Source organism: Rhizobium sp. BK008 (assembly GCF_014197345.1).
GTDB lineage: Bacteria > Pseudomonadota > Alphaproteobacteria > Rhizobiales > Rhizobiaceae > Rhizobium > Rhizobium anhuiense.
In genome coordinates, this window is the sequence record NZ_JACIFK010000006.1 from 263,600 (window position 1) to 276,432 (window position 12,833).

Annotated in this window: 6 protein-coding genes; 2 read left to right on the forward strand and 4 right to left on the reverse strand. The window is 62.9% G+C overall.

Annotation, left to right across the window (positions count from 1 at the left end; genetic code table 11):
- Nucleotides 1-7: 7 nt before the first annotated feature.
- The 4 genes from malQ to FHT69_RS23490 all read right to left on the reverse strand — a co-directional run bounded on the left by malQ (nt 8) and on the right by FHT69_RS23490 (nt 11,795).
- Nucleotides 8-1,873, reverse strand: coding sequence for a 4-alpha-glucanotransferase (malQ, locus tag FHT69_RS23475; RefSeq protein ID WP_183906034.1), 1,866 nt, complete (start codon nt 1,871-1,873; stop codon nt 8-10).
- Nucleotides 1,874-1,901: 28 nt separating this feature from the next.
- Nucleotides 1,902-3,668, reverse strand: a complete 1,767-nt coding sequence (gene treZ, locus FHT69_RS23480; protein ID WP_246780755.1) for a malto-oligosyltrehalose trehalohydrolase — start codon at nt 3,666-3,668, stop codon at nt 1,902-1,904.
- 143 nt (nt 3,669-3,811) lie between these two features.
- A complete protein-coding gene (locus tag FHT69_RS23485; protein ID WP_183906036.1) occupies nt 3,812-5,485 on the reverse strand; it encodes a response regulator in 1,674 nt (557 codons plus the stop codon).
- 10 nt (nt 5,486-5,495) lie between these two features.
- Nucleotides 5,496-11,795, reverse strand: coding sequence for a HAMP domain-containing protein (locus tag FHT69_RS23490; protein WP_097543750.1), 6,300 nt, complete (start codon nt 11,793-11,795; stop codon nt 5,496-5,498).
- A 156-nt stretch (nt 11,796-11,951) separates the two neighbouring features.
- On the opposite strand from FHT69_RS23490, the gene FHT69_RS23495 reads away from it, so the two are divergent.
- Nucleotides 11,952-12,416 (forward strand): hypothetical protein, encoded by a 465-nt coding sequence (locus FHT69_RS23495; RefSeq protein ID WP_183906037.1) that lies wholly within the window; start codon nt 11,952-11,954, stop codon nt 12,414-12,416.
- Between the two features lie 74 nt (nt 12,417-12,490).
- Nucleotides 12,491-12,772, forward strand: a complete 282-nt coding sequence (locus tag FHT69_RS23500; RefSeq protein ID WP_047618913.1) for a hypothetical protein — start codon at nt 12,491-12,493, stop codon at nt 12,770-12,772.
- The last annotated feature ends 61 nt before the right edge of the window (nt 12,773-12,833 follow it).

The following is a 12,833-nucleotide window of genomic DNA, read 5'->3' on the forward strand; positions in this document are numbered from 1 at the left end:
ACCTCGATCAGTCCCGTGGCCGTTCCTCCCGCATTGCCGCCGTCACGCTCTTGAGCAGCGGGCTCGACATCAGATCCCCGAGCAAAAACGATAGCTTCGGCTTCCAGTTCGGATAGCTGTCACTGGTGCCGGGAACATTGGTCGGTCTCTTCTCGTCGGTAAGGTCGGCGAGACGGACCACAGCGAGAAGCGAGTGTGTCCTGGCGATGAAGCGATAGGCGCTCACGGTCAGTTCTCTCAGCGTCCGCTCGCTTGCTTTCGCGCGCGCGAGGCGGGCCGGCAGATCGAGGCCGGCGAGCTTGAAGGCGGCCTTCAGGTTTCTCCGTTCGCGTTTGCGGTATTCGCGATGTTTTTCGGTGAGATCGGGCGGCACGATGCCGTGGTCGGACCGGGCCTGAATGTCGGCGCCACGCCACCAGCCGGCAAGCGTCTGATGGTCGTGGGTCGAAATGCAGGCCAAAGCGAGGACGGGATAGACGTCCGCCGGCTTGAAACCCTGTTCGTCCTGTTCATAGGAAAGAATGCGATAGGAGAGAATGTGGGCCGCCGCCAGATCCTCCTGCAATCCGTTGGGGATCAGCCCCAAATCTTCTCCAATGACCAGGCAGTGATGTTCTGCGGATAGCTCGGCAAGGATCTGCAAAAGCCGATGCTCGGGATAGCAGACAAAGGCGCCGTTGTCCGGCCTGCTGCCTAATGGCACCAGGAAGAGGCGGCGAAGCGCTGCGGCGTGGTCGATGCGAATGGCGCCCGCATATCGCATGGCAGCGCTCACCATCCGCCGGTAAGGCGACATTTCTCCTGAAGCGATTGTCGAAGGCAGGTATCCGGCGAGGTGCCAGTCCTGCCCGTCCACGGCGAAGGGATCGGGCGGGCTGCCAATTGTGGCCTTCGAGACGTAGATGTCAGGCTCGCTCCATGTCGCCGAACCGTCGACCGCCTCGCCGACGGCCAGATCGAGATAGAGCCCGATCCGCAGGCCGGCCTTCCCAGCCCGGTCCGCCGCCTGCGTTAGCTGCCGATGGGCGAGCCATTGCAGCCACATGTGGAAGCGGACATCGTCCGCATGCCCACGCTCGAATTCGACGACAGCGGCGCTGTCGAAGTGCTGGAAGTCTGCCGGCCAGCTTTGCCAGCCGGCGCCCGAGCCGCGCTCGACCATGGAAAAGGAGAGGCATTCGAAAAGCGCGTGAAGGCGCAGGCTGTCGCCGCCTTGCGCAACAAAAGCGTCGAAATCGGCCGGGTCGTATCTTTTGTCACTGACGCGGCGCTGTCGCCAGGCCGGCCAGAGATTGCGAAGGGCCTCGAGCTTGATCTCTGCTACTCCGACGTAATCGACGAGATCGGTTTGGCGAAGGCTTGCCAATTGCCGTTCGAGTTCCGGACTACAGACAAAGCCCGGCAATCGGTCGACCGCGAGATAGAGCGGGTTGAGATGCTGGCGGCTCGAGGGCTCATAGGGGCTGCAACGCTCGGGATCGGCGAGAAACGGCGCGTGAAGCGGGGTGAGGCCGATGAAATCGGCGCCCAGCGATCCCATGAGATCCGCCATATCGGCCAGATCCTCGAAGTCTCCTATGCCCCAGTTGCGTGCCGAACGGAGCTCGTAAAGCTGCAGGCTCACACCCCAGACCCGCGTAGCGGAAAGGAAATCCGGCAGAAATGACGTGGGAATCTTCCTGCGTGCCGGCCTAGGCTCCCGCCGCGGCGCGCCGGCCTCGTGATCGACCGCTCCCGTCACGTCGATCTTCAATGCCGAGAGGATCTTGCGCTTGGTCTCGCCCGATACCGTCACCTCCCGGTTGTCCGGACTGGGCCTGGTCGGGCTGATGCCGTGCCGGCGAGCGAGCTTGTCGAGCTCAGCGGATTTCATCGTTCGATCGCCTTCCTGTCAGCCCGCCTCACGCTTCGCTGATGCTCCACATCACCGTCCAAGGCGCGAGATTATCGCCGTCGCTGCCGCCGAGACGGAAGATCGTCTCGGCGTCGTCCTGCTGCAAGGAGAGTGGCACCGCGTCGTTGCCGAGATTGGCGCGCAGATGAAGACGCCGGTTTTGCGCCAGGGTCCAATCCACCGCGAGCGCGCTTCCGGCTGAGCGATAGACCGCCTTTCCGGCGCCGGCGCCTTTCAGCAAGGGCACGATCCTTCGGTGCCGGAGCCCAAGAAGCGTCCTGTAGAAATCAAGAACATCGGAGGAAGCGCATTTCGACCAATCCAGCTTGGCGGCGGCAAAGGTCGATGGCGCCGTCGGGTCGAGAAGATCGTCTGCGTCGAAGCCCGGCAGACGCGACAGCTCGTCGCGGCGGCCTCTTCTGACCTTCTCGTTCAGATCCTCGTCGAAATCGCAGAAGAAGGGGAAAGGCTCTCTGGCGCCCCATTCCTCGCCCATGAACAGCATCGGGATCTCGGGCGCCAGCAGGTAGATTGAAGTAACGGCCTTGACGGCATCCGCCGGGCTCGAAGCCAGAATCCGGTCCCCCAGCGCCCTGTTGCCGATCTGGTCGTGGTTCTGGATGAAGGAGATGAAAGCGGTGGGCGGCAGGTGACCGCTCGGCCTGCCGCGGCTTCCGCCGCGATAGGGCATATGCTCTCCCTGAAACACGAAGCCTTCCGCCAGCGCCCGGCCGAGCTTGCCGGGGTCTTCGGCATAATCGGCATAATAGCCGAAGGTTTCGCCCGTGGCGGTGATGTGCAGCACATGGTGCACGTCGTCGTTCCATTGTGCGGTGAAGAGGCTCGCCTCGCCGTTTTCGTCACGCGACAACAACTCGCTGTCGTTTTCTTCGTTTTCGACGATCAGGTGAATATGCCGACCGACCGCCGCCGCCCTGACGCGGCGGGCAAGCGCGTGAAGCAGATGCTCGGCGCTGTCGTCCTTGATGGCATGGACGGCATCGAAGCGGAAACCATCGAGCCTGAATTCGGTGATCCAGTAGAGGGCATTCTGAATGATGAATTCACGGATCATCGCCGATCCGTCGCCGTCGTAATTGACGCCGTGGCCCCAGGGCGTCTTGTGGTGGTCGGTAAAGAGCGGCGCGTAGGAAGGGATAAAATTGCCGTCCGGTCCGAAGTGATTGTAGACCACATCCAGGAAAACCGAGATGCCGCGCGCATGCGCTGCGTCCACTAGCGCCATGAAATCTTCCGGACGGCCATAACTGCTGTCCGGAGCGTAAGGAAGCACGCCGTCATAGCCCCAGCCGTAGCGGCCCGGGAATTCGCCGACCGGCATGATTTGCAACGCCGTGACGCCCAGTTGTTGCAGATGGTCGAGACGCTCGATCGCCGCCCTGAAACTGCCCCCAGGCGTGAAGCAGCCTATATGCATCTCATAGATGATCATCTCCTCCCAGGGGCGGCCCGCCCAGGCATCCGTCTTCCAGCGATAGGTGGCAAGGTCGATCACTTCGCTCGGACCGTGCGCATCCTGCGGCTGAAACCGCGAGGCGGGGTCCGGAACTTCGGAGCCGTCCGGCAGGACAAAGCGATAAAGCGTACCGGCATGGGCATGGGCATCCGCAACTGCACAGCGGTGCCAGCCATCGTCAGCCGCCTGCATTGGGCGCAGGCCAGCGCCTTCGAGCTTCAGCGACACGCTATCATGCAAGGGAGCCCAGAGGCGAAACAGAATGCCCTCTTCGGTGAATGCGGGGCCGAACGTCATTTTGGTCAAGGGAAAGCCTTCGATGAAATCGGGATGGGATTTGGGTAACTTTTGCCGGGGCAAAAAGTTTCGTCCGCAGGCGGACGCACGAAAGCGGCCGCTGTCACCAGGATGGCCGGGCCGGTCGCCTTACGCTTTGATCGTCAGGCCGCCGCGACTTTGCCTGAGAGCGCCTGGTCCATGGCCGCCTGGAGTTGCTCCTGCGTGAATGGCTTCTTCATCCGCAGCATCCGGCCGAGGCCATGGTCTTCGGAAAACTCGGCATAGCCAGAGGCAAGGATGATCGGCAGGCCTGGAAAGGAAGAGCGAAGGTGACGCGCAAGCTCCGCGCCCGTCATACCCGGCATGGCATGATCGGTGATGACGAGATCGCAATCCTGTCCGCCGGCAAAGAATTCCAAAGCCTGGGACGCGGAAGACGCTTCCTGCGGCAGGTGCCCGAGATCCTCCAGCATCGCTACGGTTCCCGTCCTGACCAGCGCGTCGTCGTCGACGACGAGAATGGCAAGCGGCCGAGACGAGGGTTTCAACGGCTCCGTCGCCGGAGGCTCGACGGCCGGCAGCACTTTGACGAAGGTTTCGGCGACGGGCAGCCACAGGCATATGGTCGTGCCCTTGCCCCTTACGCTCGATATCTGGATCGAGCCGCCGGATTGCGCCGCCAGGCCATGAACCATCGACAGGCCGAGACCGGTGCCCTTGCCGACCCCTTTGGTGGTGAAAAACGGTTCTGCGGCACGCGAGACCGTTGCCTCGTCCATTCCCTCGCCATCATCCGACACCGATATCCTGATGTAATTCCCGCCCGCGAGGCTGGCCGGCCGGCTCTCTTCGGCCGCCGCGGCAACCGTCACTACGCCGCCACTTTCGAGTGCGTCCCGGGCATTGACGAACAGGTTGAGCAGCGCCAGTTCCAGTTGGTTGCTGTCGACCAGCAGGGGCGCGAGATCGGCCGGGATGCTTTTGCGGATTTCGATGCGCGGCCCCACCGCCTTGGCGAGGAGATCTTCGACGTTTTCGAACAGCCTGAGGAAATCCACCGCCTGCGGCTTGAGCTCCTGGCGGCGCGCGAAGGCAAGCAGGCGTTGGGTCAGCGCCGTGCCGCGCTCGGCCGCCTGGATCGCGTTCGTCACCAGGCGTTCGCTGCGTTCATCCGGCGGAAGCCGTTTCTTCAAAAGATTGAGGCTGCCGAGAACCGCCATCAGGAGGTTGTTGAAGTCGTGGGCGACGCCACCCGTGAGGTGACCGATCGTGTCGAGCTTCTGCGCCTCGAACAGCTGTGCGAGCGCCTCCTCGCGCTCCCGTGTCCGTTGATCGATCCGATGTTCGAGCTCTTCGTTGAGTTCACGCAACTGCGCTGCCGAAGCCTCGAGCTCGGCGGTACGCTGGTGAACGCGGGCCTCCAGCTCGGCGTTCAGGCGTTCGAGCTCCCGCGTCTTCCTGTAGAGATCGGCAAAGACCCGCACCTTGGCTCTCAGCACCTCCGGGACGATCGGGACGGAGACGTAGTCGACCGCGCCCACCGCATAGCCACGCAGCCGATCCGGTTCGGCGAGCATGACGGCGGAGACGAAGATGATCGGCGTGTTCTGATAGCGCGGATGCTGCCGGATCATGCTGACGAGCTCGAACCCGTCCTGTTCAGGCATGCAGACATCGACGAGGATCACCGCGATTTCGGTGCGCAACAGGTGCTCGAAGGCCTCGCGGGCGGATTGCGCCTTGATGAGGTTTTCTTCGAGTTCTTCGAGAATGACCTCGTAACTCAGGAGCTTGGCCGGCTGGTCGTCGACGAGGAGGATGTTGACGGGGTTCATGGCCAGATCCTCAACGATGCAGCCACATGCGAAGAGCCGACAGAAGCTGTTCGGTATTGACCGGCTTCGCCAGGTAGTCCGAGGCGCCCGCTTCCAGGCATTTCTCGCGGTCGCCCTTCATCGCCTTGGCCGTCAGCGCCAGGATCGGCAGCCGCCGGAACCGGGGCTCCGAACGGATGACCTGCATCGTCTCATAGCCGTCCATTCCAGGCATCATGATGTCCATCAGCACGATCGCGACTGAAGGTTCGTTGTTGATGACATCGATGGCTTCGCTGCCGGTCGTCGCTGTCAGCACCTTCATTCCCCGGCGTTCGAGGACACTGCTCAGGGCGAAGATGTTGCGGGCATCGTCATCGACGAGCAGGACGGTTTCACCAACCAGATCCTCATCCGAGCTGTGCAAATCCCGCAGCGTTGCCTGCTTTGCGGCCGGCAGGTCGGCGACGACCCGGTGCAGGAACAAGGCCGTTTCATCCAGAAGGCGCTCAGGCGACTCGACCCCCTTGACCACGACGCTGCGGGCCATGCTGTGCAGCGTCGCGTCTTCCTCGGCGGAAAGCTCCCGGCCGGTGAACACGACCACCGGCACCTCGCCGATCTCGGCGTCGTCGCGAATCTGCTCCAGCACGTCGAAACCGGACATGTCGGGAAGGGAAAGGTCGAGCACCACGCAGTCGGCGGCATTGTGTCGAAGGACGGCGAGAGCCTCCGATCCGGAGCCGACGCTGGTGATGTCGATGTCGTCATGTCCGAGAAGGGCGGTGACGCTCAGACGCTCGGCCTCGTTGTCTTCCACGAGCAGCAGGTGCTTGCGGCGCGGCTGCGCATAGGCCTTCAGTCGCGACAGCGCCTTGCCAAGCCCTTCCGGCGTCGTCGGCTTGCTCATGAACGCGAAGGCGCCGCGGGTCAGCCCATGTTGGCGATCCTCGTCGAGGCTGATGATCTGGACCGGAATATGCCGCGTCTGCGGATTCTGCTTGAGCTGGCTGAGCACCGTCCAGCCAAGCATGTCGGGCAGGAAGATGTCGAGCGAGATCGCCGCCGGCCTGTAGTCCTGGGCCAGTGCGAGCGCATCGCTGCCGCGCATCGCCACCAGAACCTTGAAGCCGTTGTCGCGGGCGAGATCCACCAGGACGCGGGCATAATGCGCATCGTCCTCGACGACGAGCAGCACCGAGTCGCCGGCTGCTATCTGGTGGCGATCGTCTTCGACATGTTCTGCAGGCTTTTCGGCCCGGCGGCTGGCGGCGGCTTCGGCGAATTCCACGACATTTGCCGGCGGAACGGACTTCGGCGCAACCGCGCCGGCGCCGACATAGGTGAGCGGCAGGTAAAGGACGAAGGTGCTGCCAACCCCAGGCGTGCTGCGCAGCTGGATCTCACCGCCCAAGAGGTTTGCCAGTTCGCGGCTGATCGCCAGGCCGAGGCCGGTACCGCCATATTTGCGGCTCGTCGAAGCGTCGGCCTGCTGGAAGGCCTCGAAAATGATGCGCTGCTTTTCAGGCGGTATGCCGATGCCGGTATCGACGACCTCGAAGGCGATCACCGAAGGCGCGTGCTTGAGCGAGGGATGATCGGACGACCAGCCGCTCGTTGCCGCAGCGACGCGAAGCGTCACGCCGCCCTGCGCGGTGAACTTGAAGGCATTCGACAGCAGGTTCTTGAGGATCTGCTGCAACCGCTTCGAATCCGTGATGAGGCTCTTTGCGACATCGGCGCCGACATCGACTGCGAAAGACAGGTTGCGGTTTTCGGCCTCGTGCCGGAATGGCCGCGCCATCATCTCGAGCAGGTTGCTGACGAAGATCTCCTCGGCATCGACCGAGACCGTTCCGGACTCAATCTTCGACAGGTCGAGAATGTCGCTGATGAGGTTCAGCAGATCGGTGCCCGCGCCGTGGATCGTCTTGGCGAACTCGACCTGTTTCCCCGACAGATTGCCATCCGGATTTTCTCCGAGCTGCTGGCCGAGGATGAGGATCGAATTCAAAGGTGTGCGCAGCTCATGCGACATGTTGGCGAGGAATTCGGATTTGTACTTCGACGTCAGCGCGAGCTCGGTTGCCTTTTCCTCCAGCGCGCGCCGGGCCTGCTCGATCTCCTGATTCTTCGCCTCGACTTCGACGTTGCGTTCCTCCAGCTGCTGCGCCTTCTGCCCGAGCTGCTCGTTGGTCTGCTGCAACTCGCGCTGCTGCGTCTGAAGCTCGGCGGCAAGCTGCTGGGACTGCTTGAGCAGGCCTTCGGTCTGCATGGTCGCTTCGATGGAGTTGAGGACGATGCCGATCGATGTCGTCAGCTGGTCGAGGAAGGACAGCTGCAGCTCGGTGAATTCGCCGGCGGAGGCAAGCTCGATGACCGCCTTCACCTGCCCCTCGAAATGCACCGGCAGCACGATGGCGCTTCTCGGCAGGGTGGTGAACACCCCTGAACTGATCGGAACGACGTTATCGGGAAGATCGGTGACCAGGATGCGGCGGGCGTCGCTGGCGCATTGCCCGACAAGTCCCTGGCCGAATTCGAGCCGGGCCGGATGCGCCGCCTCAACCCCTTGCGCATAGACGGAGAGCAGCGACAAGACCGGCTGCCGCTCGTCGGCATCCACCTGGTAGATGACCCCTTGATGGGCGCCGACCAGAGGTGCGAGCTCCGACAGCAGCATCTTGCCGACCAGCGTCAGGTCGCGCTGGCCCTGCAGCATATTGGTGAAGCGCGCCAAATTGGTCTTCAGCCAGTCCTGCTCGGTGTTGCGCTCTGTGGTCAGGCGCAAATTGTCGATCATCGTGTTGATGTTGTCCTTGAGCTCGGCCACTTCGCCACGCGCGTCGACCTTGATCGAGCGCGTCAGGTCGCCCTTGGTGACGGCGGTCGCCACTTCGGCAATGGCGCGCACCTGCGTCGTCAGGTTGGCGGCCAGCAGGTTGACGTTGCCGGTCAAGTCCTTCCAGGTGCCTGCTGTGCCCGGAACATTCGCCTGACCGCCGAGGCGGCCTTCCACGCCGACCTCACGCGCCACCGTGGTCACCTGATCGGCAAAGGTCGCAAGCGTGTTGGTCATGTTGTTGATGGTTTCGGCAAGGGCGGCCACCTCGCCCTTGGATGCGACGGTGAGATTCTGCTTGAGGTCGCCGTTCGCCACCGCCGTCACCACCTTGACGATGCCGCGGACCTGCTCGGTCAGGTTGGCGGCCATGACGTTGACGGTGTCGGTCAGGTCCTTCCAGGTGCCGGCGACACCCGGCACCTGCGCCTGGCCGCCAAGCTTGCCTTCGGTGCCAACCTCGCGGGCAACACGCGTCACTTCGCCGGCGAAAGCATTGAGCTGGTCCACCATCGTATTGATGGTGTTCTTCAGTTCGAGAATTTCCCCCTTCACGTCGACGGTGATCTTGCGCGACAGGTCGCCGCGCGCCACGGCCGTCGTCACTTCGGCGATGTTTCGAACCTGGGTCGTCAGATTGGCGGCAAGCAGGTTGACGTTGTCGGTGAGGTCCTTCCAGGTGCCGGCGACGCCGGGAACGACGGCCTGCCCGCCGAGCCTGCCATCGGTACCGACTTCGCGGGCGACACGCGTCACTTCGCCGGCAAAGGAGCGAAGCTGATCGACCATGGTATTCAAAGTATCCTTCAGGAGCAGGATTTCGCCGCGCACGTCGACGGTGATCTTGCGCGACAGGTCGCCATTGGCGATTGCGGTCGCCACCTCGGCGATGTTGCGCACCTGCGCCGTCAGGTTGCCGGCCATGGAGTTGACGCTGTCGGTCAGGTCTTTCCAGGTGCCGGCGACACCGGAGACCTGCGCCTGGCCGCCAAGCTTGCCTTCGGTGCCGACTTCGCGCGCCACACGCGTCACTTCGCCGGCGAAGGCGTTCAGCTGATCGACCATCGTGTTGATGGTATTCTTCAGTTCGAGGATTTCCCCTTTCACGTCGACGGTGATCTTGCGCGACAGGTCGCCGCGCGCCACGGCGGTCGTGACTTCGGCGATGTTGCGCACCTGGCCGGTGAGGTTGGAGGCCATGGAATTGACGTTTTCGGTGAGGTCCTTCCACGTGCCGGCGACGCCCGGCACCTGCGCCTGACCGCCAAGCTTGCCTTCGGTGCCGACCTCGCGCGCGACGCGCGTGACTTCGGAGGCAAACCGGTTCAACTGATCGACCATGGTGTTCAGCGTTTCCTTGAGCTCGAGGATTTCCCCCGAGACCGACACCGTGATTTTCTTCGACAGGTCGCCATTGGCGATCGCGGTCGAGACTTCGGCAATGTTGCGCACCTGTGCCGTCAGATTGCCCGCCATGGAATTGACGCTGTCGGTCAGGTCTTTCCAGGTGCCGGCGACGCCAAGCACGTTCGCCTGGCCGCCAAGCCGCCCTTCCGTGCCGACTTCGCGCGCCACACGCGTCACCTCGCCGGCAAAGCCGTTGAGCTGGTCGACCATGGTGTTGATGGTCTCCTTCAGTTCGAGGATTTCCCCCGACACGGTGACGGTGATCTTCTTGGAAAGGTCTCCCTGGGCGACGGCGGTCGCGACTTCGGCGATGTTGCGCACCTGCCCCGTCAGGTTGGAGGCCATGGAATTGACGCTGTCGGTCAGATCCTTCCAGGTGCCGGCGACGCCGCGCACATTGGCCTGGCCGCCAAGTCGCCCTTCCGTTCCCACTTCGCGGGCCACACGTGTCACTTCCGAAGCGAAGGCGTTCAGCTGGTCGACCATCGTATTGATGGTTTCCTTCAATTCGAGAATCTCGCCCTTCACGTCGACGGTGATCTTCTTCGACAGATCGCCATTGGCGATCGCGGTCGAGACCTCGGCGATGTTGCGGACCTGCGCCGTCAGGTTGCCGCCCATCGAGTTGACGTTTTCGGTCAGATCCTTCCAGGTGCCGGCGACGCCGCGCACATTGGCCTGGCCCCCGAGCCGGCCTTCCGTACCCACTTCGCGGGCCACACGCGTCACTTCCGAAGCGAAGGCGTTCAGCTGATCGACCATCGTGTTGATGGTCTCCTTCAGCTCGAGGATTTCGCCTGACACCGTCACGGTGATCTTCTTCGACAGGTCGCCATTGGCGATCGCGGTCGAGACCTCGGCAATGTTGCGCACCTGTGCCGTCAGGTTCGAGGCCATGGAATTGACGTTGTCGGTCAAGTCCTTCCAGGTGCCGGCCACGCCCGGCACCTGCGCCTGGCCGCCGAGCCGCCCCTCGGTGCCGACTTCACGCGCCACACGCGTCACTTCGCCGGCAAAGCCGTTGAGCTGGTCGACCATCGTGTTGATGGTTTCCTTCAGTTCCAGGATTTCACCCGAGACGTCGACGGTGATCTTGCGCGACAGGTCGCCGCGCGCCACGGCAGTGGTCACCTGGGCGATGTTACGCACCTGGGCTGTGAGGTTGCCGCACATGGCGTTGACGCTGTCGGTCAGATCCTTCCAGGTGCCGGCCACACCCGGCACCAGCGCCTGTCCGCCAAGCTTGCCTTCGGTGCCGACTTCGCGGGCGACGCGCGTCACCTCCGAGGCGAAGGACCTGAGCTGGTCGACCATCGTGTTGATCGCTTCTTTCAGTTGCAGGATTTCGCCGCGCACGTCGACGGTGATCTTCTTGGAGAGGTCGCCATTGGCAACGGCGATCGTCACCTCAGCGATGTTGCGCACCTGCGCCGTCAGGTTCGACGCCATCGAGTTCACGCTTTCGGTGAGGTCCTTCCAGACACCCGTCACTTCGGGCACCTGCGCCTGTCCGCCGAGCTTTCCGTCCGTGCCGACCTCACGGGCAACGCGCGTCACTTCCGATGTGAAGACGCTCAGCTGCTTGATCATCGTGTTGACGATATCGGCCGAGCGCAGGAATTCGCCTTTGAGCGCCCGCCCGTCGACATCAAGCGGCACGGTCTGCAACAGGTCGCCCTTAGCAACGGCCGTGATCGTCCGGGTCACGGCCGTCGTCGGCCACAGGAGATCGTCGATCAGGCCGTTGATCGATCCTTCCATCTCGGACCAGGAACCATCAGACAGGCCGAAGCGCACGCGCGTGCTCGTTCGCCCGTCCCGGCCGACGACCTGACCCACATGCTCGAGCTGCTGGGCCATGCGTTGATTGGCGGCAATGATGTCGTTGAGAGCGTCGGCGACCTTGCCGGTGACGCCTGTGAGATCCGACCGCATCCGCACGGAAAAATCGCCGCGCCTGACTGCGACAAGGACCTCCAGAAGCGCGCTGGCGTCGTCGAACGCCATCGTCTTGTGGTCGTGCCCATTGATGCTGTCCGGCGTGACGCTATCCCGCGAAAATTCACTGGCTTGATTACTCACGAAAATCCCCCCTGTTCGACTGGAGATAATTTAGTGCTCGAGTGGAAAAAGGGTATGGCCGGACCGCGCGGTTGTACAGACCGATATGTCCTGCCGTCAGCCATAAACTTCGCCTGCGCGGGAACAGTTTCCCGCCGGCCGTCGTTTCCACCCCGAATGGAGAGCGACATGTCGAACGTCTCGAGAACAGGCAAGGAAGAGATCAACAACGCGACCAACCCGAACACGTTTGGAAAGTCGGTCGAGAGCCAGGCGCAAATCGAGGACGCGGCTGCGCAGGCGGCGGCCGGCGCTGGCGGCAAAATGCTCAACATCTACCGATTGGAGCCCGTCGCGGCGCCTGACGATCCGCGATGGGACAATTCCCCGGGGCACGGTATTGTCGTCGTCGCCGCCAGGACGGCGGGCGACGCCAGGATCGTCGCTGCGGCTCGTGAGCTCGACTTCATGGAAGTGGATGCGGCGCCCGCCGAGGATGTCACAACCGTCAATGCAAGCGCCTTTCGGGACGACAAGCTCTACACCGTCATCGAGATCGATCGGAACCGGCGCGATGTCACGCGCGGGATCGTCGACGGTGAAGTTACCGTCGACACGATCCGGCCGGTTCAACCGGACTGACGTAGCAATGTCCCGGCGCAATCGGCGACGCGCCGGAGCGTCATCAAGTGGCCCCTCGTTTCCTCGGAGCTCTCATGAATACGGCCAACCTTCAGCTCAAGGGCCTGATCATGGCAATGGCGTCGATATGCGACGCAATCGTCGAGAAGGACCTGCTCACCCGTCAGGAACTCAATGCCGCGCTCTCGAAAGCCAAGAAGGCCATCGAGGACGACGACGACCATGAACTCTCGGATGCCAACCGCGCCGCGATCCTGTTTCCCATACGGGTGCTGCAACTCGCCGAGGAGGCAAGCGGGCGAGGCGAACAATTGACGTTTTCGGATTATGCCAAGCTCGTGGGAAAGATGAGCTGATGACCATGTTCGAAGCCTCGAATCCTATGGCAAGTCGCGGTCCCTGCTCCGCGCCTCAGTG